Origin of the sequence: Stakelama portus (assembly GCF_003171655.1) — a bacterium.
In the GTDB taxonomy this organism is placed as follows: Bacteria; Pseudomonadota; Alphaproteobacteria; order Sphingomonadales; family Sphingomonadaceae; genus Sphingomonas; species Sphingomonas portus.
Map to the genome: position 1 here is coordinate 30,471 of NZ_QFZL01000001.1, position 23,431 is coordinate 53,901.

At 63.2% G+C, this 23,431-nt stretch carries 23 protein-coding genes and 2 pseudogenes; 8 read left to right on the plus strand and 17 right to left on the minus strand.

Features of this window, described 5'->3' with window-relative positions:
* Nucleotides 1–47 precede the first annotated feature (47 nt).
* Nucleotides 48–689 (plus strand): FKBP-type peptidyl-prolyl cis-trans isomerase, encoded by a 642-nt coding sequence (locus DKB74_RS00135; protein WP_109806115.1) that lies wholly within the window; start codon nt 48–50, stop codon nt 687–689.
* A 301-nt stretch (nt 690–990) separates the two neighbouring features.
* Nucleotides 991–1,345 (plus strand): annotated as a pseudogene (locus DKB74_RS00140) (IS3 family transposase); the annotation flags it as partial.
* Between the two features lie 31 nt (nt 1,346–1,376).
* On the opposite strand, the pseudogene DKB74_RS00145 reads toward DKB74_RS00140, so the two are convergent.
* Nucleotides 1,377–1,650 (minus strand): annotated as a pseudogene (locus tag DKB74_RS00145) (DDE-type integrase/transposase/recombinase); the annotation flags it as partial.
* Between the two features lie 90 nt (nt 1,651–1,740).
* Between DKB74_RS00145 and DKB74_RS19110 the strand changes: the two are divergent.
* Together DKB74_RS19110 and DKB74_RS19115 are read left to right on the plus strand one after the other, a co-directional pair.
* Nucleotides 1,741–2,190, plus strand: coding sequence for a helix-turn-helix domain-containing protein (locus tag DKB74_RS19110; protein WP_420822384.1), 450 nt, complete (start codon nt 1,741–1,743; stop codon nt 2,188–2,190).
* A 20-nt stretch (nt 2,191–2,210) separates the two neighbouring features.
* A complete protein-coding gene (locus DKB74_RS19115; RefSeq protein WP_420822385.1) occupies nt 2,211–2,519 on the plus strand; it encodes a transposase in 309 nt (102 codons plus the stop codon).
* Between the two features lie 62 nt (nt 2,520–2,581).
* Here the strand turns inward: DKB74_RS19115 and DKB74_RS00155 are convergent.
* The 6 genes from DKB74_RS00155 to wecB form a co-directional block, all read right to left on the minus strand.
* A protein-coding gene (locus DKB74_RS00155) for an IS5 family transposase (RefSeq protein WP_420822386.1) occupies nt 2,582–3,342 on the minus strand; the annotation gives its coding sequence in 2 pieces (ribosomal slippage) (nt 2,582–3,013 and nt 3,016–3,342; 759 coding nt in all).
* A gap of 109 nt (nt 3,343–3,451) precedes the next feature.
* On the minus strand, nt 3,452–4,660 hold the full coding sequence (locus tag DKB74_RS00160; protein WP_145960862.1) for a carbohydrate binding domain-containing protein: 1,209 nt from the start codon (nt 4,658–4,660) through the stop codon (nt 3,452–3,454).
* 43 nt (nt 4,661–4,703) lie between these two features.
* Nucleotides 4,704–6,917 carry a GumC family protein gene (locus DKB74_RS00165; protein WP_109806118.1) on the minus strand — a complete coding sequence of 738 codons (2,214 nt, stop codon included), beginning with the start codon at nt 6,915–6,917 and terminating at the stop codon, nt 4,704–4,706.
* A gap of 30 nt (nt 6,918–6,947) precedes the next feature.
* Nucleotides 6,948–7,622: a polysaccharide biosynthesis/export family protein gene (locus DKB74_RS00170; RefSeq protein WP_161956743.1), complete on the minus strand. Its 675-nt coding sequence runs from the start codon at nt 7,620–7,622 to the stop codon at nt 6,948–6,950.
* A 313-nt stretch (nt 7,623–7,935) separates the two neighbouring features.
* Nucleotides 7,936–8,973, minus strand: coding sequence for an O-antigen ligase family protein (locus DKB74_RS00175; RefSeq protein WP_161956744.1), 1,038 nt, complete (start codon nt 8,971–8,973; stop codon nt 7,936–7,938).
* 495 nt (nt 8,974–9,468) lie between these two features.
* Nucleotides 9,469–10,596 (minus strand): non-hydrolyzing UDP-N-acetylglucosamine 2-epimerase, encoded by a 1,128-nt coding sequence (wecB, locus tag DKB74_RS00180; RefSeq protein ID WP_109806121.1) that lies wholly within the window; start codon nt 10,594–10,596, stop codon nt 9,469–9,471.
* Nucleotides 10,597–10,776: 180 nt separating this feature from the next.
* Here wecB and galU point away from each other — a divergent pair, with 180 nt between their 5' ends.
* Entirely contained in the window at nt 10,777–11,646 is an 870-nt protein-coding gene (galU, locus tag DKB74_RS00185; protein ID WP_109807012.1) for a UTP--glucose-1-phosphate uridylyltransferase GalU, read from the plus strand.
* A 10-nt stretch (nt 11,647–11,656) separates the two neighbouring features.
* On the opposite strand, the gene DKB74_RS00190 is transcribed toward galU, so the two are convergent.
* Genes DKB74_RS00190 through DKB74_RS00230 form a run of 9 tightly spaced genes read right to left on the minus strand, consistent with a single transcriptional unit; the run spans nt 11,657 to nt 18,980 of the window.
* Complete coding sequence (locus DKB74_RS00190) at nt 11,657–12,025, minus strand: DsrE/DsrF/DrsH-like family protein (protein ID WP_109806122.1); 369 nt, start codon at nt 12,023–12,025, stop codon at nt 11,657–11,659.
* Complete coding sequence (locus DKB74_RS00195) at nt 12,004–12,759, minus strand: HesA/MoeB/ThiF family protein (protein ID WP_109806123.1); 756 nt, start codon at nt 12,757–12,759, stop codon at nt 12,004–12,006. The genes DKB74_RS00190 and DKB74_RS00195 overlap by 22 nt, the downstream gene beginning before the upstream one ends.
* The gene (locus tag DKB74_RS00200; RefSeq protein WP_109806124.1) at nt 12,756–13,154 is read right to left on the minus strand and encodes a hypothetical protein; all 399 of its coding nucleotides are present in this window, start codon (nt 13,152–13,154) and stop codon (nt 12,756–12,758) included. The genes DKB74_RS00195 and DKB74_RS00200 overlap by 4 nt, the downstream gene beginning before the upstream one ends.
* On the minus strand, nt 13,151–13,597 hold the full coding sequence (gene dut / locus DKB74_RS00205) for a dUTP diphosphatase (protein ID WP_109806125.1): 447 nt from the start codon (nt 13,595–13,597) through the stop codon (nt 13,151–13,153). The genes DKB74_RS00200 and dut overlap by 4 nt, the downstream gene beginning before the upstream one ends.
* A complete protein-coding gene (locus DKB74_RS00210; protein WP_239987312.1) occupies nt 13,594–14,394 on the minus strand; it encodes an alpha/beta hydrolase family protein in 801 nt (266 codons plus the stop codon). Before DKB74_RS00210 ends, dut begins: the two co-directional genes overlap by 4 nt.
* Nucleotides 14,384–15,562 (minus strand): bifunctional phosphopantothenoylcysteine decarboxylase/phosphopantothenate--cysteine ligase CoaBC, encoded by a 1,179-nt coding sequence (coaBC, locus tag DKB74_RS00215; RefSeq protein ID WP_109806126.1) that lies wholly within the window; start codon nt 15,560–15,562, stop codon nt 14,384–14,386. Before coaBC ends, DKB74_RS00210 begins: the two co-directional genes overlap by 11 nt.
* A complete protein-coding gene (locus tag DKB74_RS00220; protein ID WP_109806127.1) occupies nt 15,559–16,671 on the minus strand; it encodes a hypothetical protein in 1,113 nt (370 codons plus the stop codon). The genes coaBC and DKB74_RS00220 overlap by 4 nt, the downstream gene beginning before the upstream one ends.
* A complete protein-coding gene (gene ubiB / locus DKB74_RS00225) occupies nt 16,668–18,200 on the minus strand; it encodes a 2-polyprenylphenol 6-hydroxylase (protein ID WP_109806128.1) in 1,533 nt (510 codons plus the stop codon). Before ubiB ends, DKB74_RS00220 begins: the two co-directional genes overlap by 4 nt.
* A gap of 48 nt (nt 18,201–18,248) precedes the next feature.
* Complete coding sequence (locus DKB74_RS00230; protein WP_109806129.1) at nt 18,249–18,980, minus strand: class I SAM-dependent methyltransferase; 732 nt, start codon at nt 18,978–18,980, stop codon at nt 18,249–18,251.
* A gap of 85 nt (nt 18,981–19,065) precedes the next feature.
* Between DKB74_RS00230 and mutM the strand changes: the two genes are divergently transcribed.
* From mutM to dnaA, 3 genes are all read left to right on the plus strand, one after another.
* Entirely contained in the window at nt 19,066–19,875 is an 810-nt protein-coding gene (mutM, locus tag DKB74_RS00235; RefSeq protein ID WP_109806130.1) for a bifunctional DNA-formamidopyrimidine glycosylase/DNA-(apurinic or apyrimidinic site) lyase, read from the plus strand.
* A 99-nt stretch (nt 19,876–19,974) separates the two neighbouring features.
* Nucleotides 19,975–20,238, plus strand: a complete 264-nt coding sequence (gene rpsT / locus DKB74_RS00240) for a 30S ribosomal protein S20 (RefSeq protein WP_109806131.1) — start codon at nt 19,975–19,977, stop codon at nt 20,236–20,238.
* 469 nt (nt 20,239–20,707) lie between these two features.
* On the plus strand, nt 20,708–22,060 hold the full coding sequence (gene dnaA, locus DKB74_RS00245; RefSeq protein ID WP_239987381.1) for a chromosomal replication initiator protein DnaA: 1,353 nt from the start codon (nt 20,708–20,710) through the stop codon (nt 22,058–22,060).
* Nucleotides 22,061–22,333: 273 nt separating this feature from the next.
* On the opposite strand, the gene trpS is transcribed toward dnaA, so the two are convergent.
* Nucleotides 22,334–23,338: a tryptophan--tRNA ligase gene (trpS, locus tag DKB74_RS00250; RefSeq protein ID WP_109807014.1), complete on the minus strand. Its 1,005-nt coding sequence runs from the start codon at nt 23,336–23,338 to the stop codon at nt 22,334–22,336.
* Nucleotides 23,339–23,431 lie beyond the last annotated feature (93 nt).

A 23,431-nucleotide genomic window follows, 5' to 3' on the forward strand; every position in this document is an offset into this window, starting at 1 on the left:
CAAGCGAAGCTAAACGGGCCGCGCGCCCGCGCGAGGGGAACTCGATCATGTCGTCCGTCACGGCCGTGCCGCTGCAGCCTGTCAAAAAAGGCTATCTCCTGTGGCTCTGGCTGGGGCTGATCGCCGCGGCGCTGGTCGCAGTGCTTCTGGCGTGGCAGGGCACGCGCGCTGCGGTGGCCGCCAATCTGTCCGACGCGCAGACCGATCGCTTCCTTGCCGTGCACGGCGCGCTGCCGGGCATCCGCACGCTGCCGTCCGGCGTGCAGTATGAAGTGCTGCGCGACGGCACCGGCCCGACGCCCAGCGATGGCGATTATACGCTGGTGTCGATGGAAGGGCGGCTGCGCAACGGCCAGGTGTTCCAGCCGCGCGAGGCATCTTCCCCGATGCGGATCGGCGACGCGATTCCCGGCTTCAACGACGTGCTGAAGCTGATGCCCAAGGGCAGCCGCTATCGCTTCTGGATTCCGCCGGCACAGGGATATGGCAACAATCCTCCGCCGATGACCGGCATCACCAAGGATTCGGTGCTGGTTTTCGACGTCGAGATGCTGAACTTCATCTCCGAGGCCGAGCTGCGCGAGATCCAGATGCAGCAGATGATGCAGCAGGGCGGCATGCCGCCGGGCGGTGGGGCTCCCGGTGGCGAAGGGCCTCAACAATCTGCTCCCCCCGAAGATGAGCGCTGATAGCTAGCGAGTGTTCTCGCGGTCGGGAGATCTGCGAAGTCTGGACCGGTGCGTCGCCGGGTGTCGGCTTCTCCTAATGTTGAAGCGCATCCAGAACGTCGGGAATGCCAGGCGCGTTCTGGAGGTCGGAAACCTCAAGGACGGCGATCCGGCTGGACCGCCAGCGTGTTGTTGCTGAAGACCGGGGCTGTGTGGCAGTTATCACTTATATTCGCGCTTTCAAGAGCCTTGCCTATAGACATTTGTTCGCTCCGTCCGCGAGCTGGCTGACCATCCTATGATCCTATCGTGCTGCAAGACTTTGCATATGGCGGTATGGCGCCATAAACCGGAGCAACGCGGGTGCTGATCCACTCGGACCAGGGCTCGCAGTTCACCAGCATGGACTGGGCTGCGTTCATCCGAGCACACAATCTTGAGCCTTCGATGAGCCGACGCGGCAACTGCCACGACAATGCCGTCGCGGAGAGCTTCTTCTCGTCGCTCAAACGCGAACGCATCCGGCGCCGCACATACGAGACACGCGAGGAAACCCGACAGGACATGTTCATTACATAGAAATGTTCTATAACCCAGTGCGTAAGCAGGTCAGGAACGGGATGCTGTCACCCGTCGAGTTCGAACGGCAGCAGATTTTGAAAGCACAAGGCGTCTAGAAAACTAGGGGCTACTCAGATTGCCAGAGGCCTCGACGAAGAAATTGTCTATCCACCGCCCCCCGGCCGTCCATGCTGATCCGCACATCGGCGTCGCGCAGCAAGCTGGTGAAGGCGAAGCTGGTAAACTGGCTGCCCTGATCGGTGTTGATCCGAAGGGCAACGATCGAAGGTCGTAACATCTCGGGCCTTCCGAAGCGCACCAGCGCGTCCTCCAGCGCCGCCACGCAAAAGCCCGCATCCATGGTGTTCGACAACCGCCATGCCAACACCTTCCTAGTCGCCCAGTCCATGATCGCGACGAGCTAGAGCGGGTTCACGATGGGCAGAATCGCGAGGGATTCCCTTTTTGCCGATCGTGTGACTCATAGGTTGCCGTCATGACGGAGGCGGCAATGGGTTGGCGATCTGGGCAGAGTTACTCGCAGGATTGGCGCGACCGGGTGCTGGCGGCGGTGGACGGCGGGATGCCGGTTCGCGAGGCAGCAGTACTCTTCAAGGTCAGCGTGGCCTATATCCACAAGGCGCGGATCCGGCGGCGGCTGACCGGTGATGCCAGGATCAACCCGAACCGCGGCCGCCCGCCGCGCAAGCTCTCGCCAGTGCAGGAACTGGCGCTGGCGGCGCACATCCGCTGGCAACCAGGGATCACGTTGGCGCAGGCGCAAGCGTGGCTGCTTGCCGAACACGGAATCGGGCTCAGCACCGACGCGATGTGGCATGCGGTGCGACGGCTTGGCCTGTCGTTTAAAAAAAGCCCTGCACGCAGCCGAGCAGGAGCGGCCGGACGTAGCGGCGCACGCTGTGGCGGGCAGCCCAGCCGTTCATCGCCGGCCTGCGCCTGACCGGCATGACCGCGCCCTAGGTGCTCGACGGGCCGATGGATGGCGATGCCTTCCGAGTCTATGTCCGCGACGTCCTGGCACCCACGCTCCGGCGCGGCGATGTCGTGGTGCTCGACAATCTGCCCGCCCACAAGGTGGCCGGCATCCGCGAGGCGATCACCGCTCGGCGCGCCCAGCTCTTCTACCTGCCTCCCTACAGCCCCAACATGAACCCGATCGAGATGGCTTTCGCCAAACTCAAGGCGCCCCTGCGCCAGCAGCCAGCCCGAACCGCCGATGTTCTTGTCGAGCGCATCGGCGAACTGCTTGATCGCTTCCCGCCCTGCTAATGTGCCAACTTCTTCCAGGCCGCTGGATATCAACGGTCAATGTGAAATTGCTCTAGACTCAATCAGCACCAGAAGATGATGGCGGCGGCGAGGAAGACGCGGGCCATGTAGTTGGCGGCGAGCTTGTCGTAGCGGGTAGCGATGCGTCTCCAGTCCTTGAGGCGGCACCAGAGGCGCTCGACAAGGTTACGCGAGCGGTAGACATAGCGGTCGTAGGGGATCGCCGTTTTGCGGCTGCGGGTTGAAGGGATTACGACCTCAGCGTTCTGAGCCTGGACGGCAGCGCGAATGGCGTTGCTGTCGTAGCCACGGTTGGCGATCAGCGCGTCGAAGCGACCGCGCGCTGCTTCGATCAGCGCCGGTGCCATCGTCATGTCGGACGTATTTCCTGGTGAGATCAACGGGATGCGCGGTCGCCCGGCGGTGTCGGTCAGCCCGTGGATCTTGCTGGTGCGTCCGCCGCGGGATGTGCCGATGCCTTGGACAAAGGCCCCCCTTTTGCGCCCGCCGCCGAACGGTGGACCTTGATGCTGGTCGAGTCGATTGCGACCGATCCCCATGCGCCGCTGTGCCCGGTCAGCGCCTCGAAGACCGCGAACCACACCCCCTGTCGGCTCCAGCGATGGAAGCGGTTGTAGATCGTCGTGTACGGCCTATATTCCGGCGGGCAGTCGCGCCAGCGCGCGCCGCTCTTGAGCATATGCACGATCCCCGAAATCACCCGACGGTCGTCGACCCGGAGTGCTCCGCTGCGTCCCTGCGGAAGAAGCGGCTCGATCTTTGCCCACTCCGCATCACTCAACCACTTCAACTGCCGCGCCATCCAACACCTCCGCTCCAAGCAGACGCCTTGAATCAGCACTCTCCTCCACCCGCAAGCTGATTGAGTACGGAGCCTAGCTTAGCAACCTGTCCAGAAAACAGGGCCCCCCTCAGTCTGGCTCCTTCTGCACGACCGTCAGGTCACTGATCCAAAGATCGGCATTGCGCGCCGGTGGCGTTCCGAGAGCGAATTGCTGAGCCGCGCAGCCGGCCGGCACGGAAATCTCCCGTGTGAAGGAGGCCGGTTTGGAATCGACGGAAATATCGATCAGCTGGCGCCACGAACCTGTCGGATCGGTGCAGCTCAACAGAATCCGCAGGATTTGCGCCCCATCCCGCAGCCCGCCTGCCGTCGCCTTCACCACATATCTGCCGGGAGCAAGCACGATGTTCTGACTTGCCAATGTCCCGCCACGTTCTCCGCGTTCGACCATATGGAGGCGATAGGTCCCGCCGCCGGCCGATTCACGCCGTGCAAACGCGGAGGCCCCGTTCCGCAATCGCCAGTCGAAGATCGATCCGTCGGGAATCCTCGAAAAATCGCCATTTATCAGCAGATTGCCGGAAGCATTGCGATCGCGAAGAAACAGTTGTTGATAGGCAGCATAGGCTGCGCCCGACCCTGCAATCTCGTCCAGGCGGGCGATTATTTTCTTCGCAAGAATCGGATTTTCGCTGGTATCGAAGTCCAGCTTGCGCACCATTTCCATCAGGACCGACGCTTTTTCCACCTTGGGAATGGCGAAGCTGAGGAAGCGGTCGCTCCAGAGCGGTTTGGCCTGGAGCAGGGCAATGACCTGGTCAGAGACATTCTCGTCATCCAGCGCAGAGGCGAGGACCGGAAACAGAGTCGAGGCAATCGGCTTCGAAGTCCGCAATGCCTTGTCATAATGACGCAGCGCGGTTTCCGCGTCGTCTCGCGACACCGCATCTTCCAACAGCCATAGCTGGGCGGTCAGATCGCGACGGGACAAAGCCTCCGACTGCTGGAAATACTTGCGGGCCAGCGCCGTCTTGTCTTCCAGCGAGTAGGAAAGGCCCAGAAGTTTTGCAGCCGAGGCATTCACGGGCTCGCGCATCAAAGCGATCGTGGCATTCTCGCGGATTTGTATGGCGGGAATGTCATTCGGATTGGCAGCGACAATGATGCTGGCATTGGTGATCTGAGGCTTTGCGCCCCATGGCCAGAGCGACGACGCTATCCGGTTTTGGTCCGGAGAACGGGAAAGGGTTCCGCTCACTCCTATCGAAATCCAGAGCAGCGGCACAGCTGCCGCCACTATGGCAACCGTGCGAATGGGTCCCGACAGGCGTGTCATTGAAATACCTCATCCCCCTATACGGCGAAAATGTCCGGGGTTCCTATGCCCTCGCCGTTTCTTCGTCATCGCCATAGCCATACCCATAGCCATACCCATAGCCATATTGCGACCGGCGCACGTTGAACTTGGTCACGGCAACGCCCAGAACCGCCGCTCCGGCCTCCTGCAGTCGCGTAAGCGATGTCCGCGCCATGCGAAGCCCGGTCTTGTTCGCTTCAAGCACGAACATGACGCCATCCACGCGGCTGCCGATAAGCGGCGCGTCGGCAAGGCCCATGACGGGTGGGGCATCGATGATGATGTGGTCGAAATGCCGCTTGAGCTGTTCAAGAACCTGCGGAAATCGTTCGCTGGCGAGCAGTTCGGCAGGGCTGGGCGGCTTGGGCCCCGCCGGCATGACCGACAGGTTGCTCCAATGAGTCGGGCTGATCAGCGCCTGAAGATCCTCCGCCCCGGCAAGCGCATTGCTGAGGCCGACACTTCCATCGATCTTGAGGAGAAACTCGATGCTGGGCGAACGCATGTCGCCATCGATCAACAGCACGCGACGTTCCGATCGTGTCAGCGCCACGGCAAGCGCATAGGCGGAGACCGATTTGCCTTCGGCGGGTCGCGAACTCGTGACCGTGAGCACGGAAGGGAAGCCGGAATCGGTGGCGAAGGACAATGTCGTTCGCAGCGAGAAATAGCCTTCGCTGAACGCGCTCTTGGGATCGTTCAACGTGTCGATCGGTACTTCTTCGCCGCGAATCAACGGAATTACGCCCAGCAGCGGATAACCGAGTTGCGCCTGCAACTGCGCCGGATCGCGTACGCCGTCATCGAATTGTTCGAGCGCGAACGCCGAACCTGCGCCTAGCGCAAGACCCAACAGCAGTGAAATCGCGATATTGAGAGGCAGGTTGGGGCTCGAAGGCTCGTCGGGCAGTTCTGCCGGGTCCACGACGGAGATGTTGTTTACGCCGACACCGCCAGCGATCCCGATTTCCTTGTAGCGCTGGAGCAGCGCGTCATAAAGCTGCCGGCTGGTATCCGCTTCGCGCTGATAAATCGCATATTGCGTGCTGCGCCGCCGAAGATCGAACAACTGCGTCTTGAGGTCGTCGACCTGTTGCTGCAGCTCCTGTTCACGCTCGACACTGGCGGTATAGCTCTGCTGCAGCGTCTGTTGGACACGACGGGTTTCGGTCGAGATCGCTGCGTCGATCGCGTTGATCTGCGACTTGAGCGCTACCGCCGGCGGGTAATCCGGCTGAAAATTCTGCATCATCTGGGCGTATTGCGCCGCGAGGTCAGCGCGGCGCGATCGCATGTTCTGGATGCCGAGGTTGCTGAGCGCCTCCGGGACGGCGTCGCCGGAAGACCGCAGGCGGCTCTGTGCTTCGATACGCGCGGCGCGTGCAGCGGCAAGTTCGCGCGAAAATACCGCCAGATTGTCCGAAACCAGCGAACGTTCGCCTGCGCTGCCCTGAGCATCGCCCGAATTGCCGACCGGCACGGTAACGATGCCTTCTTTCACGGCATAATCGACGACCTGGCGCTCGGCCTCGTTGATGCGTGATCGCAATTGAGTAAGACGTTGTTCGAGGAATTGTCGGGCGTAGGAAGTAGTTTCGTAACGCCGTTCAAGAGCCTGCTGGACGAAGTTCTTGCTCCAGCTATCGACAACCCGCTTAGAAAATTCAGGACTCGGACTAGTAAACTTGATCTTGACTAGCCGAGACATCTTGTCTGGGTCAATTTTTAGATTGTCGAGCAGAATGTCACCGGCGGCCCGAATGCGCGTGTCAGCATCTGGAGCGCTGGCCACCAGCGTGTCTCCGTCGAACCACTCATCCGCATAGGGGCTTCCGAAAAGTTCGTAGAAGCTCTTGTTGCCCTGCAGGTTCAAATCGGCGACAACGCGATCCGCAAGCGAACGTGCCTGTAATAGGCCGTATTGCGTTTCATAGAATTCCGGATCGAGCGTCGGCGTATCCTGCCCTTCTGCACCCTGGACGCTGGTGAAATTCTCTCCTTCGCGGCGGATCTCGATTGAGGACGATGCGGTGTACATCGGCGTCGACAGCAAGGTGACAACAACACCCAGCAGCACGCACCCCAGAACGCAGGAAACGATGAGCCATCTACGGCGAAAAGCTACGTCGTAGATCCCTATAAAAAGAGATTGGAAATCGATTTCGGATCGATCGGCACCGAAATCGGCCTGATCCTTCACGTATACGACACGCGAACCGGTACGCTCATCGAGCATCTGAATTCCCACCAACTGAAATAGCCAAGTCTACCTTCGCAGCACGGCGATAATAGGCGCCGTGATCAAGCCGGATGCAGACAGGACATCTTTGAATACTCGGCGAGCCCGCGATTCCCCGACGTAAATGACATCGTTCGAGTAGATTTCGGGATCCTCATACATCCCGGCACGGATCGCCCGCAGGTCGTAAAGAGCGGCATATTGTTGTCCGCCCGACGTGCGATATACGATAACGAAATCCTCTTTCGCGAATTCGGTCGTGCTCGCTGCGCGCGCGATGGCACGCATCAGGGACATCCGTCCGACGATCGGATATACTCCCGGAGCGGCGACCTGGCCATCGACCGAGAAGGTCTGGCTGGCGGCGTCGAGGAGATTGATCGTCACGCGAGGGTCGCGCACATAGCTGGCCAGACGCGTAGTGATTTCGCCAGTCAGTTCTTCGACGCTCATTCCCGACGCGTGGATAGATCCGGCGATCGGCAATGCGATCGTACCGGTTGTGTCGACCTGAACCGACTGGCTCAGTTCCGGGATCCCGAACACGCTGATCGACAATTTGTCGGAAGGTCCGATCACATAGGGGCGATCGGGGATCAGCAGATCCTCTCGAGTCGGAGCAGGCATGGTCTGCTCGCCGACGAATTCCAGGCCCGGGCGCCCGACAAATTCAGGACCGCTTCCGCATGCGCTCAGCAGCATGCAAGCGCCGCCCGTCAGAGCGAAGGCACTTCTCCGCATATCGTCCCACCTCACTGAAGTCCTACATCAAGGTTGTTAGAGAGTCGCTTTCGCAGGTGCAACTGAAGATTGCCGAGTTGTTGGGACGCGTAGCCGAATGGCTTTGTTCGATAACTTGGCGACGGAATTCCGCACTTGCGAACACATGCATCATGCAGGTTTTTGCGGTGTTTTCCTTGCCAACCGCTCGCTCGGATCCTGATGGACGTGTCCGCCCGCGCCGTATGGAATGTCATGACGCAGTGTCTGGAGCTTCTATGTCGCGGGCTTCGCGTCAGGCGGAATGCCCATGTCTGTGGTGGAATGATCCACTGCGATCGGCCAGCCAGGCACAGAAGAGCGCGAATACACCGCTCATCAGAGGCGTGCGCAGCGGGTAGTCGGTCATGCTCGCCAGAAACAGGATCGCAACCCCGAACACCGCTGCGCGCCGAAGCGCGGTATCGGCAGAAAATCCGGATGCCCTGAAGAATGCGAGAAAGCTCGCACGGCCCCACCAGATCACAAAGGACAGCAACACCAGCAGCGCGAGAATCCCGCCTGTGATCGTCAGTTCGATCAGGTCGTTATGCGCATTGTTCAGATAGCTGAAATCGAGAAGGCTGTCCGGTTCATATATCTGGTACACCGGTACGAAGGAACCAAAGCCGGTACCGAACGGAAAGGTCTGCTTGATCACTTCGATAAGCACCGGAAGAGTCCGGATCCGGGCTTCCTTTTCTTCAATGTTGATACCCATCAAGCGATCGATCGCTATCGCGCGCTCGTTGAGCAGCGCCACCGCGACTACGGCGACGATGCAGAGAATGATCGCCGCAACGATCGCGACGCGATATTTCGCCGGAAGTCGTGCGCCCGGAAGTTGCGGCCTGACGAAGAAGGCTCCCAGAAGGCCGACCAGCATCATAGCCAGGCCCGAACGCGAACCGGTGACCAATCCTACCAGGAGGATCAGCGCTCCCACGCATAGCGCAAGCGCGTTGCGCGAACGCGCCGCTCCTTGATTGCGGGTCGGCAGCAGCGTCCACACCCGCAGCATCGGCAAGCTTGTTGCCAGAAGCGCGGCATGGTGATTGCGGTTGGCAAAAAAACCGTCCGGCAGACCCAAATGCATGAATCGGTAATAGTATAGCGGAGAATATTTTCCGCTCGCGGCCTGCGCGACGCCGAACACTGCGCTGGCGATGACCAGGAGCAGCAGGGCGGGAAGCAGAAATCTGCGTTGGCGTTCGGAAAGCGCGGCATATCCCGCCAGCATCGTCGCCGGCACCAGCAGCGCGACCAGGCTGTTCCAGGTGCCGTCCGGGGTCACGCTGAGCGGTCGCCATGGCAGCTTCTGTCCCGGCTCGACCAGAACCGGCGAAAAACGCGGCGGGCCGCCGAAGCTCTGCCAGAGGGCAGGCGGCAGCGGGATCAGCTGCAGGACCATGACCAGCGCGAACAGGCCCAGCAGGATCAACGGGGTCTTCACCCGACCCCATTCGATGTCGGACCGGCTGAGCAGTATCGCCATCAAACACAGGACCGTGATCGGCCTCAGGAAAATCAGATAGGGTACGTCGGGCCGGGCCGACCCGCCCAGCAACGCCCAGCTGATGACCGCGATCGCCAGCGCGACAGCGGGGATGGTGCCGATCGCATGGGACATTCTGGTCTGGGAGCGCGAAGGGCCGTGGCCGTGTGAACCCGTGGAACTCGTTGCCATTCATCCCCCGATTCGCTGAGGTCAGCCGCCTTGCCGGACGTCGGCAAGCAACAGGCGTCGATACGCCTCTAGCGCAAAGCGGATCGCTCCCTCAAGTTCCTGTTACGAAAAGGAGCCGACAACCAGTCTGGTGATCCGTTCCGAAGCCTGGCCGTCGCCAAACGGGTTATGGGCGCGGGCCATGGCGGAATAGGCGGTTTCGTCGTCGAGCAATGTCGAGCTTTCGGAAATGATCCGGTCCTTGTCGGTGCCGACCAGTCGCGCCGTGCCCGCTTCGACGCCTTCGGGGCGTTCGGTGGTTTCGCGCATCACCAGCACCGGCTTGCCCAGCGCCGGGGCCTCTTCCTGAACGCCGCCAGAATCGGTTAGCACGATATGCGCCATGTCGAGCGCGCGGATGAAGTGCGGGTAATCGAGCGGGTCGATCCGCGCGATATTGGGCCGGTCGCCGAGCACTGCGTCCATTACCGACACGACATTGGGGTTGGGGTGGACCGGAAAGATCAGCGCGACATCCTCACGATCGGCGATCGAGGCGATCGCATGCGCGATAGCCTCCATCCCGCCGCCGAAATTTTCGCGCCGGTGCGTCGTGACCAGGATGATCCGTTTGCCCGCGAACCGGGCTGCGAGCGGATCGAGACCGGCGGCGAGCGAAGGATCGGCGGCGATGCGATCGCGCGTGGCGTGCAGCGCGTCGATCACGGTATTGCCGGTGACATGGATGGTGGCGGGATCGATATTCTCGCGCCGCAGCGCATCGGCGGCGGTCTGTGTCGGCGCGAAATGCTGATCGGCGATCGGCGCGATCATCCGCCGATTCACTTCCTCGGGCCAGGGGTGATAGATGTCGCCCGAACGCAGCCCAGCTTCGACATGGCTGACCGGGATCTTGCGGTAATAGGCAGTGAGCGCCCCGACCATCGCGGTCGCGGTATCGCCCTGGACGATCACCCGGTCGGGCCTTTCGGCGTCGAGCACGTCGCCAAGACCGGTCAGAAGCCGTGCGGTCAGCTGGTCGAGATTCTGCCCCGGCTGCATCACGTTCAGATCGATGTCCGGGCGCAGTCCCGCGATGTCGAGCACCTGATCGAGCAGCCCGCGATGCTGGGCAGTGACGCAGGTGCGGACGCGCAGTCCGCGATGCCGCATCAGCGCGTTTGCGACCGGAAACAGCTTGATCGCTTCGGGGCGCGTTCCGAAAATCAGCAGGACAGTGGGTGTCGTCATGTTCGCATGCCCTAATGGCGCAGCATTAAAACCCGGCTAATTGTCCGTTGCAGGACGGAGTACATCGAAAAGGCGGCACTTGCATCCCGTCGCGGCTGCGAAACGCCATGCCGCTGGAAACATGCCTGTCGTTGCTGCGACGCAAAGTTCGGGCTATCCCCGATGGGGGGAGACAAATTCATGACATTCAAGCCACTTCGCAAAGCCGTTTTTCCTGTTGGAGGCATGGGAACCCGATTCCTGCCCGCGACCAAGGCGATGCCCAAGGAAATGTTGCCCGTCGTAGACCGGCCTCTGATCCAATACGCAGTGGACGAGGCGCTTGAGGCCGGCATCGAGCAGATGATTTTCGTCACGGCGCGCGGCAAGGGTGCGCTCGAGGACCATTTCGACATCGCCTATGAGCTTGAGGCAACGATGGCCGATCGCGGCAAGTCGCTCGATGCGCTCCGCAATACGCGGCTGAAGCCGGGTTCGCCGGTCTATGTCCGTCAGCAGGAGCCGATGGGGCTGGGCCATGCGGTATGGTGCGCGCGCGATATCGTCGGCGACGAACCGTTCGCGGTGCTGCTGCCCGACGATTTCATGGTGGGAAAGCCCGGATGCCTGAAACAGATGGTCGATGCCTATAACAAGGTCGGCGGCAATCTGATCTGTGCGATGGAAGTGACGCCAGAGGCGACCGAGAAATACGGCATCATCACGCCCGGCGGACAGGATGGCGCGCTCACCGAAGTACGGGGGCTGGTCGAAAAGCCCAAGGCAGGCACCGCGCCTTCGAATCTCGCGGTGATCGGCCGCTATGTGCTGCAGCCCGAAGTGATGCGCGTGCTGGAGACGCAGGAAACGGGCGCGGGTGGCGAGATTCAGCTGACCGACGCAATGGCGAAGATGGTCGGAAACCAGCCGTTCCACGGCGTCACTTTTGACGGCGTGCGCCATGATTGCGGCGACAAGGCGGGCTTTATCGAAGCGAATATCGCGATGGCGTTCGCGCGTGACGATATCGGAGCGAAGGTGAAGGCATTCGCCGCGTCGCTGCTCGACTGAGCGCCGCTTTTCAGATCGTGACCAGCCGGTCCTCGCCCAATGTGGCGAGGATGTCGATCATGCCGCCGGTTTCGACGCCGGGCGGCAGATCGGTTGCCTGATGTCCGGCGATGGCGAGCCCGGTCTGACAGGCGATCAGCGAGACTCCGGCCTCGACCGCCATTGCCAGCAAGTCGCTGCGCGTCGGCAGGCCATGCGTCTTTAGCGCCGCCGCGTCTTCCTCTTCGCCCGCCACGAATAGCGCCGCAGCGCCCTCATGCGCGAACAGGCGTGCGCCGCCGCCCAGCGCCGACTGCGCACAGGCCAGCGTTAGTGCCGCGCGGAAACGCTCGGGATCGCCGCTGACGACGATGATCGTCAGGCCGCGCAGGACGGACATCCCGGATCTTTGGGCAGGGCGAGCGTGCGAAACCGCAGCGCCAGTGCATCGAACAGCAGCAGCTTGCCCGCGCTGTCCTCTCCAAACCGGGTGATCGCGCGAATCGCTTCCAGCGCGGCGAGGCTGCCCATCACACCGGTCAGCGCGCCGAGCACACCCTGTTCGGAACAGCTTATGCCCGGCCGTTCGGGATCGGCGCCGACGAAACAGCGATAGCAGGGCTTGTCCGCCTCCCAGCCGCGAAACACGCCGAGCTGGCCTTCGAATTCGCCGACGGCAGCGGATACCAGCGGCACATGATGGCGCAGGCAGGAATCGGCGACCAGCATGCGGGTGGCGAAATTGTCGGTACCGTCGAGCACCACATCGGCGTTTCGGACGTGCGATTCGACATTGCACGCGTCGATCCGGCGCGAATGCACCCGCACATCGACATGCGAATTGAGCGCCGACACGCGCATGCCGCTGACCATCGCCTTGCCATGGCCGACGTCGCGCGCGACGAACAAAATCTGGCGCTGCAGGTTGGAAAGATCGACCCGGTCGTCATCGACGATGGTCAGCTTTCCCACGCCCGCCGCTGCAAGATACTGGATCGCCGGCGACCCGATCCCGCCCGCGCCGACCACCAGCACATGCGCCGCCTTCAGCCGCGTCTGGCCCGCGCCGCCGATTTCCTTGAGCACGATATGGCGGGCATAACGTTCGAGCTCTTCGTCGCTGAGAATTGTCATTGCGGCCAGACGAAGACCAGGCTCGTGCGATACCATTGCGGCGCGGCGGTCTCGCGCGGAAGCAGGTTGTTCTGGGCAAATGCCGAAGCCAGGCCCGCCGCATATTGTTCGACCGTCGGGCAATCGATCGCGCGCGGCACCACCACGCGCACGAATCCCGCGCCGTCGACCAGCACGGCCAGATCCACCCGCATCCGCCACCGGCCCAGCGCCGATTTTTCCGCGCGGCAGTGCCGGGTCGTCGCTTCGTTATGGGCAAAGACGTGCATTTCGCGCGAAACCTGCGGCGGAGCGCGATAGGGAAGGTCGGGCAGCGACGACCAGTCTATGGTGGCCGTCTGCGCGTGCGCGCCGGTGCCGGTCACCAGCATCACGAACGCAAGGAACCATTTCATTGGCCGGTGGATCCGAAGCCGCCGGTGCCGCGCCGAGTCTCGTCCAGACTGTCGACCGGAGTGAAAACCGCTTTCTGAACCGGTGCAGGCACCAGCTGCGCAATGCGGTCGCCGCGCGCGATGGGGAACGGCTGATCGCCGAGATTGGCCAGAATCACTTTCACTTCGCCACGATAGTCGCAGTCAATCGTTCCCGGCGCATTAAGGCAGGTTATTCCGTGCTTTAGCGCAAGGCCCGAGCGCGGGCGCACCTGCACTTCATAGCCGTCCGGGATCGCCATCGCAAAGCCGGTGGCGACTGCATGGCGGGCCCCCGGCGCCAGTTCGAGCGTTTCGGCAGCGACCACGTCCATGCCAGCGGCGCCGTCCGTCGCATAGGCAGGGAGCGGCAGCCCCTCGCCATGGGGAAGGCGCAGGATCGCGATGTCGATCGGGCGCATCATGATTCCTCCGGCAGCGAAGCTGCCAGGCGACCGGTGGCCGCCACGACTTCGGGATCGTTCAATATGGCATGACCGCGTCCCGGCAGGATGCGATAATCCGTCGCGATGCCGCGCAGCGTCAGCGCCTCGGCATAGGAGCGCGAAAACTGCACCGGAGTGACGCTATCGTCGGCACCGACGATGATCGCGGCGCGCAATGTCGGCGAAATACCGCCCGCGGTCTTGAGCGGATCGAGGCTCGCGACCGGCTGTTCCCATGGCTTGTCGGGGGCTTTTCGCTCCATATAGGCGCGCCATTCGGGCAGTGTGCAGGGGCAACCGACCAGCACGACGCCGTCGACCAGGTCCGGGCGGATACCGGCCAGATTGGCGGCGATCGCTGCGCCGCCCGAATCGCCGACGACGATGACATTGGCCTTGGGATAGCGCTGACGATAGGCAGCGATCGCATCGCCGATCGTCCTCAGCCGGTCATCGGTATAATTGTCGCCCGTGTCGCCGCCGCGTTCGCCGGGCGAGCGATGGCCCTGCGCATCGGCATAGCCGGGGCGCAGCAGCGCGACTGCGGCGCTTTCGGGGATCGTCTCGCTTGCGGTTTCGGCAAATTGCCGCGCATCGGCGCGTTCGTCGGGCAGGCCGTCGCCATTGAGGACGACGATCAGCGTGCGGACATCCGCGCGCGGCGCCTTGCCGAAAGTCTCTCCATAAAGCCCCGGGTCGGGCAGCGCGACCGTATGCAGTTCGGAACAGGCGCCGAGCATCAGCAGCGGCAGTATCCAGGCATGTTTACAGCGCATCGGCAATCCTTTGCGCGAGTTTCTTGGCGACATCGGCTTTGGGCATGCGCTCCCAATGCTCGATTCCGTCGGCCGTGACCAGATGAATGCTGTTTGCCTCACCCCCCATCACGTCGCCCGAAACATCGTTCGCGACAATCCAGTCCGCGCCCTTGCGTGCCCGTTTTTCGGTGGCGTGTTCGACGACGCGTTCGGTTTCGGCGGCAAAGCCGATCAGCAGGCCCGGGCGGCGCGGGCTTTTGGCGAGCATCGCGAGGATATCGGGATTTTCGCTCAAGGACAGCGTCGGCATGCCTTCGGTCTTCTTGATCTTCTGATCCGAAGCATCGGCGCGCCAGTCGGCGACGGCGGCAACCATCACGGCGGCGTCGGCGGGCAGCGCGGCGGCGACCGCATTGGCCATTTCCTGCGCGGTTTCGACATCGACGCGATGAACATTGCGCGGCGTCGGCAGCGTCACCGGCCCTGAAACCAGCGTCACCTCCGCACCCAGTGCGGCGAGCGCGGCCGCAATCGCATAGCCCTGCCGCCCCGAGGAGCGGTTGGCGATATAGCGGACCGGGTCGATCGGCTCATGCGTCGGCCCGGCAGTGACCAGAATGCGCTTGCCGGTCAGTTGGCCGGCGGTTTCGATGCCACCCAGTTGCGCCTGAATGGCTGCCAGAATCGCTTCGGGTTCGGCAAGCCGCCCTTCGCCAAATTCGCCGCACGCCATCGCGCCCTGATCGGGACCGACAAACGCGACGCCATCGGCGCGCAGCTGCGCGACGTTGCGGCGGGTTGCGGCATGTTCCCACATCCGCACATTCATCGCCGGCGCGGCAAGCACCGGCTTATCGGTGGCGAGGAGGAGGGTGGTGGCAAGGTCATCGGCGATGCCAGCCGCCATTTTCGCGAGCATATCCGCCGTTGCAGGCGCGACGACGACCAGGTCGGCCTCGCGGCTCAGCTGGATATGGCCCATTTCGGCCTCGTCCTTCAGGTCCCACAGGCTGGTATGGACCGGCGCTTCGGAAAGCGCGGCAAGGGTCATCGGCGTGACGAAATGCTCGCCGCCTTTGGTCAGCACGCAGCGCACGGCAATCTCGGCCTTGCGACACAGCCGGATCAGCTCGCACGCCTTATAGGCAGCGATGCCGCCGCCGACGATCAACAGGATACGCTTCATCGCTGGACTATCTGGACCCGCACGCGTCGCCTGTCGAGCGCCCGCGCGAACAGGTCGCGCAGCGCATCGGGCACGAATACGAGGCCCGTCAGGAATATCGGGGCGACGATCAGCCCCCAATAAAAGGTGTCGATCCGCGCAAAACCGCTCATCAGCGCGGCCCAGACACCGAGCAGCGCCACCATCCGCAGCGCCATCGGATCATCCCACGCAAACCATCCGAGCAGCGCCAGGCCGATCAGCAACGCCGCCAGCCAGAGCGGGAGCATTTGAAGCGCGGTCGCCAGCACCAGCGACTTCACGAACAGGCCGAAACCCTGCATCCCCAGCCAGCCGGGGGAGGCGGCATCGAGCGGCCCGGTGACCTGAGCGACTGCCCAGGCATGGACGCCGATCACCGCGGCGAAGACCGCGATCGCGGCGGCCCAGCCGATCGCTTCGCGCCGTTCCCCCTCGATCCATGCGAAAAGCGCCATTACCAGCGCATAGAGCAGGGCGGTTTCGCGGATCAGCATCGCCGCCAGCCCCAGCGCGACGGCTTCGATCCAGCGGCCGGGTCTGCGCAGCGCCAGCGACAATGCGACGAGCAAGCCCGCCCATATCTCATGAAACGCCGCCAGCTCGGGCTGGACAAAGGCGAGGATCGATCCGGCAAGCAGGATGACGACGGCAATACGCGGCGCCAGTCGCGACAGCATCGGCATCAGCCGGGTCAGCCAGACAAAGGCAGTCAGCGATGCCAGCGCATAAAGCAGGACGCGGATCGCCAGCGGCGGCAATGCGGCCTCGATCACTGCAAGCCCGGGCAGACGGAAGGTGACGAAGGGACGCAGCGGATAATCGCCCGCGCGCAGCGCCTGTGCCGTCACGTCATAATAATTGCCGCCATGCCGCACCCCGGCGACGATCTGATCATAAAGCGCCAGATCGGTCGGTGCGCGATCGGTCTGGCTGGCCGCCGTGATTGCAGGCGGATTGCCAATCCACAATGCCGTGAGGCTGAGCAGCAGCAGGAAAACCACCAGCCCGATCGCGACTCGCGCCGCCGCGGGCTTCATGCGCGCAAAGCGCGTCGGCACGGCGAGCCAGAAGGGCGTCGGGGCGTTCACCGGAACAGCAGCAACGTCGCTGCGGCGCCGAGCGCGCCGGAGAACACCGCAACGATGATATAGCGGATGCCGCCGATGCGTATCCGCTCGATCTCCCGCAGCGGCGGGGCAGGGGGTGCGCCGCCCGGCGTCGGGAAATGCCGTTCGATATTGCGCACAAGTTGCGGCAGGCGCGACAGCGTCCGAAAATCCTCGATCAGCCGGTCGGCCACGGCGGCTTCGGGGCCCAGCTCGGTACGGATCCATTCGCGCACGAACGGGGCGGCGGTGTCCCAGAGGTTAATGTCGGGATCGAGCCCGGTCGCCACGCCTTCGACCATCACCATCGTCTTTTGCAGCAGCAACAGGTGCGGCTGGGTCTGCATGTCGAAATCGCGCGTGATGTTGAACAGGCTGTCGAGCATCATGCCGATCGACATGTCCTTGACCGGCAGGCCGCGCATCGGTTCGCCCACTGCGCGCAGCGCGGTCGCGAATTCGGCGACATTATGATGCGCGGGAACATAGCCGGCTTCGAAATGGATTTCGGCCACGCGCTTGTAGTTGCCGGTGATCAGGCCATAGAGAATCTCGGCAAGCCACACCCGCGCGCGCCGGTCGATCCGGCCCATGATGCCGAAATCGATCGCGGCGATCCGTCCGTCGGCGAGCGCGAACAAATTGCCCTGGTGCATGTCGGCGTGGAAAAAACCCTCGGCGATCGCCTGACGCAGGAATGCGCGAACCAGCTTTCCGCCCAGCGCCGACACGTCCTGGCCCGCCGCGATCAGTGCCGCGCGGTCGGACAGCTTGATCCCGTCGATCCATTCGAGCGTCAGCACCTTGCCCGTGGTGCGTTCCCAGTCGATCGCGGGAACCATGAAATCGGGCTCGGCCTGCATGCCTTCGGCAAGTTCGGAGGCCGACGCGCCTTCGCGGCGCAGGTCGAGCTCGCGCATCGTCCAGCGTTTGAACGTGTCGATGACGAGCCGGGGCCGCAACCGCGCCGCTTCGCCGCCCATCGTTTCGATCTGCGCGGCGGCCCATTCATAGGTTTCGATGGCGCGGGAGAATTCGGTTTCGATGCCCGGGCGCAGCACTTTCACTGCGACCTGGCGGCCATCGGTGGTGACGGCACGATGGACCTGCGCGATCGAAGCGGCGCCGATCGGATTTTCCTCGATTTCGGAAAACAGCGTGTCGAGCGGGCGGCCGAAGCTGGCCTCCATCTGCGCGCGGATCGATTCGAACGGCAGCGGCGGCAGTGCATCCTGAAGCCGCAACAGATCCCTTGCCGCGGATTCGCCGATCAGATCGGGGCGCGTCGCGAGCGTCTGGCCAAGCTTGATCGCCGCCGGGCCGATCGCCTGAAACGCATCGGCATAGCGCGGCTCTGCCGGCACACGGGCGCCGAGCCGGGCGATCCGCGCAAGCCGCCGCACCGGGCGCGGCGTGTTGCGATCGCGTTCGATCCCCCGGAGCGCGCCGTGCCGCGCGAGCGTGCGGCCCCATTTGAGCAGCCGCCAGAAATGGACGACGGGAGACGTCATCGCGTCACTTCTCCCCGACCGGGGAGCGCGAAAAGTCGGACGCCATGGTCAGATCTTCCAGCCGCTATGGATTGCGACCAGCCCGCCGAGCATCGGTTCGACCTTCGTCCGCACGAAACCGGCATCGGCGATCATCGCCTCAAAGGTCGGCATGTCGGGGAAACGGCGAATCGATTCGATCAGATAGCGATAGCTGTCCGCATCGTTGGCGAGCAGCTTGCCGAGTTTGGGCACCAGCTTGTGCGAGTAGCTGTCATAGATTTCGGCAAAGCCCGGCCATTGGGTGGTCGAGAATTCGAGGACGTAGAACCGTCCGCCCCGCTTGAGCACGCGATGCGCCTCGCGCAGTGCCCTGGGAATGTCGGTCACGTTCCGGATGCCGAATGCGATCGTATAGGCGTCGAAGAAACGATCGGGGAATTGCAGTTCCTCGGCATTCGCTTCGGTCCACACCATGCCGTCAAAGCCGCGCTTTGCCGCGCGCTCCATGCCGACTTCGAGCATTTCGGGATTGATGTCGGCGACCGTGATCGCCGCGCCCGAAGGCGCCATGCGAAAGGCGATGTCGCCGGTGCCGCCCGCCATGTCGAGAATATGCTCGCCCGCGCGCGGTTTGACTCGGCGCACGAACACATCCTTCCACACCCGGTGCAGCCCGCCCGACATGGCATCGTTCATCAGATCGTAGCGTGCAGCGACATTGGAAAAGACTTCGCCGACGCGGCGGGTCTTTTCGTCCGGGGCGACGTCCTCATATCCGAAGGAAACGGTGTCGTTCATGGGGCACTCGGTGTTGGAGGGCAGACCGGCTCGCTCTAGCCATAGCTTGCGGCATCGGCAAACCCGGCTTAGCGCGATTGATCAAATGCCCGAACTTCCCGAAGTCGAAACCACGGTACGCGGTCTGGCACCTGTCCTTGACGGGCAGGCGATCGCGCGGCTGATTCTGCGCCGCGGCGACCTGCGCCGTCCGTTTCCACCCGATCTGGGACAGCGGATGACGGGCGCGCGTGTCGTGTCGCTGGGGCGGCGCGCCAAATATGGGCTGATCGACACCGATCGCGGCGACACGATGATCTTTCACCTGGGGATGTCGGGCCGTTGGCGAATCGATCCCGCAGAGACGCTTACGCACGATCATCTGATCCTCGAAACCGCGCAGCACCGGCTGGCGCTCAACGATCCGCGGCGCTTCGGGTCGGTCGATCTGGTGCCGACGGCCGATCTCGCGACCTGGCCGCCCTTTGCCGCGATGGGACCCGAACCGCTCGGGCCGGATTTCACTCCCGCCCATCTCGCCGCTGCGTTCGAGGGGCGAATCGCGCCGATCAAGGCGTTGCTGCTCGACCAGCGAATCGTCGCGGGGCTCGGCAATATCTATGTCTGCGAAGCGCTGCACATGGCGGGCATCGCGCCCGATCGCGCGGCGGGGCGAATCACGCGGCCCCGGCTGGCAAAGCTTGTCGATGCGATTCGCGAAGTGTTGCTCGCCGCGATCGAGGCGGGGGGATCGACGCTGCGCGATTATGCGCGGCCCGATGGCGAGCTTGGCTATTTCGCCAAACAATGGCGCGTCTATGGGCGTGAGGGCGAGGCATGCCTTTGCGGAGCGACCGTTCAGCGGCGCGTCGACGGGGGAAGATCCACCTTTTGGTGCAGCAAATGCCAGCGATGAAGGTTGACCGTTGTCGCCACAGCCGTTAAGGGGCGCGCTTTCCCGGACGAGAGGCTTTGGTTTCGCGTCCATCCCGCATAGCAGAATTTCGAGGACGGCATGGCGAATACGCCACAGGCGAAGAAGCGTATCCGGCGCAACGCGCGTCGCGCGGACATCAACGGCGCTCGTGTGAGCCGTATCCGCACCTATGTGAAGAAGGTCGAGACGGCGCTGGCCGCCGGCGACAAGGAAGCGGCCGCCGCCGCGCTGCGCGAAGTGCAGCCCGAGCTGGCCCGTGGCGTTTCCAAGGGCGTGCTTCACAAGAACACCGCAGCGCGCAAATTCTCGCGCCTCAACAAGCGTCTCGTCGCGCTCGGCTGAGCGTCGACGGACTGCTTGCAGATACCCATGCGGGATCGACCCGTCGGATGAAGATCCGGCGGGTTTTTTGCTGCGTGCCGACTCAATTGTTACGCTTGCGTGACATGTGCGCGGAAATGTCTAGGGAGTTCCGCGAGTCGCATCGGTCCAAACCGGGACGGGTGTCTAAAAACGCAATATATTCAGTGACTTGTGAAATAATTTAACGGAAATCCTAGCTTCGTCGCGAGTCAACCGGGCATATTTCACTTTCTTTACGCACCCGCTCTTGCCCGACTCAGAGCAGCGTTTCTACAACGACCCTCCCGACGCGAAAATCTCGCTGTCGGGTACCAAAGCAGAGCCTGTAGCGACAGCGGATGCGATTCCGGCTGGGGAGAGGTTTTGCGCTGAGAGCATGCCGGGAAATCGGCCGCAGACGAGGGGGTGAAACGCAGTGACGCAGGCGCGTACCTTGGAATCGGATACGATGAACCCGGTGGCGAAAGCCTGGGCGAGCGTGCGGAGCAATCTGCGCCGTTCGGCCGGACAGCGTTTGTTCGATCAATGGCTCAAGCCTGTCGAACTGATCGACGATGGCGATGCCGAGGCGATTCGCCTTGGCCTGCCGTCCGATTTCATGGCGCAGTGGGTCCGCAATCATTATGCCGAGCGGCTGCTGCTCGAATTTCGCGGCGAGCTGCCCGGCGTTTCCAGCGTAACGATCGAAACGCTGTCCGATTCGCAGCCGCACCGCGTGCTCACTGCCACCAGCAACGAAGCGCGTCGGGTTGAACCCGAACCATTGACCCAAGCGGAAAGCAGCCGTTTCGACCCACGCTTCACTTTCGATCGCTTCGTGGTCGACGGATCGAACCGCGTGGCGTTCAACGCGGCCCGTGCGCTCGCCGAATCGGGCGCGCCGCGGTTCAGCCCGCTTTATCTTCACAGCACGACCGGACAGGGCAAGACGCACCTGATGCACGCGATCGGCCAGGCTTTTCTGGCCGACAATCCGGGCATGTCGGCAATCTATATGCCCGCCGAACGTTTCATGTTCGAATTCGTCCGCGCGCTGAAGGCGCGCGACACGCTGGCGTTCAAGGCGCGGCTGCGCGGCGCGGACCTGCTGATGATCGACGATCTGCAGTTCATCGGCGGCAAGGACGCGACGCAGGACGAATTTTTCCACACCGTCAACGAGTTCATGGGATCGGGCAAGCGGCTGGTGTTCGCGGCTGATCGCGCGCCGCTGGCGCTCGAAGGCTTCACGCCGCAGCTGGCCGGGCGGCTGGGATCGGGTCTGGTTGCCGATATCCGCCAGCCCGAACTCGAACTGCGCCGCGCGATCCTGCAGCGCAAGCTGGCCGATATGCCCGATGTCGCGGTGCCCGAGGAAGTGATCGAACTGCTCGCGGCGCGGATCACGTCGAATATCCGCGAACTCGAAGGCGCGCTCAATCGCCTGCTCGCTTATGCGCAGCTGAACGGCGAAGCGATCACGATCGATTTCGCGGTGCAGACGCTGGGCGAAGTGCTGCGCCATGTGCAGCGGCGCATCACGATCGACGAGATCCAGCGTGCGGTTTCGGCGCATTTCGACGTCAAGCAGCTCGACCTGATTTCGGAACGCCGCGCGGTTGCGATCGCGCGCCCGCGTCAGATCGCCATGTATCTGGCCAAGCGGCTGACGACGCGCTCGCTGCCCGAAATCGGGCGCAAATTCGGCAATCGCGACCATTCGACGGTGATCCATGCCGTCCGCCGGATCGAGGATCTGCGCGGCAAGGACGGCGAGATCGACGGCGCGGTCCGCACGTTGCTGCGTAAACTGGAAGGCTGAGACTCCGCCTTTCCGAGGGTTGTGTAGGCGTAAGCGTTTCGTTCCGTGGACCCCAGTGCCATGGAACGGGGGTGGGCGGCGTCCAGTGGCGAGCCTCGCTGCGCCGAACCCCGGAAAGCGCCGACGGAGGCACCCGACCCCCGCCGCTGCCGCTCACCCCATAGTTGCTGACAGGACCGGCCTGTTTTTCAAGGAGCGGCCGACGCGCCGGCGGATTTGCGCGATGGTGGACCGGGAAAATCCCTCCCCGAGCCATGCCCGGGGAGAGTCGGGTCAGATTTGCAATCCGACGGCCTTTTGCGCCGCTCTTAGCGTGGGTTCGGCGAGCGCGGTCGCCCGTTCGGCCCCCCTTGCCAGATTGGCCTGCACCGCCGCGCGATCGTCGAGCAATTGCGTCAGCCGGTCGCGGATCGGCCCGAGCACCGACACCGCCAGATCGGCAAGCGCGGGCTTGAACGATCCGAAACCCTGGCCTGCAAATTCCGCCACGACGCTTTGCGGATCGCGATCCGACAGCGCGGCATAAATTGTGACAAGGTTCTTCGCTTCGGGCCGTTCGGCCAGAGCGTCGAAATTGTCGGGCAGCGCTTCGGGATCGGTCCGCGCCTTGCGGAATTTCTGGGCGATGGTGTCGTCATCGTCGATCAGGTTGATGCGGCTCATGTCCGACGGATCGGACTTGCTCATCTTCGCCGAACCGTCACGCAGCGACATGATGCGCGGCGCGGCCTTGCTGATCAGCGGATCGGGCAGCGGGAACAGCTCGACATCGAAATCGGTGTTGAACTTGGTCGCGACGTCGCGGGCGAGCTCAAGATGCTGTTTCTGATCCTCGCCGACCGGGACATGCGTCGCCTGATAGACGAGCACATCGGCTGCCTGCAGCACCGGATAGGTGAACAGGCCGACACTGGCGCCTTCGCGGTTCTTGCCCGCCTTGTCCTTCCACTGCGTCATCCGGTTGAGCCAGCCCATCCGCGCGGTCCCCTGGAGGATCCAGCACAGCTCGGCATGGGCGGGAACGCGCGCCTGGTTGAACAGGATGGCGCGATCATCGATCCCGGCGGCCATCAGCGTGGCGGCCATTTCGACGGTGGAGTTGGCAAGCTCGGCCGGGCTGATATTGCCGGTGAGCGCATGGAGGTCGGCAAGGAAGAACAGGCATTCGCCCCCCTGAAGCTCAGGAGCGCCCTGCATTTCCACCCATTGCTTGATGGCACCCAGATAGTTGCCGAGGTGGAGATTGCCGGTGGTCTGAATGCCGGAAACGACGCGCATATTCATCACTCCGCGCCCGATTGACCGTTCGACCGTTGGACCGGTCGTGGATCCCGTGCAGCGGGGCGCCGCCGCTATTCGATATGCTCGGGA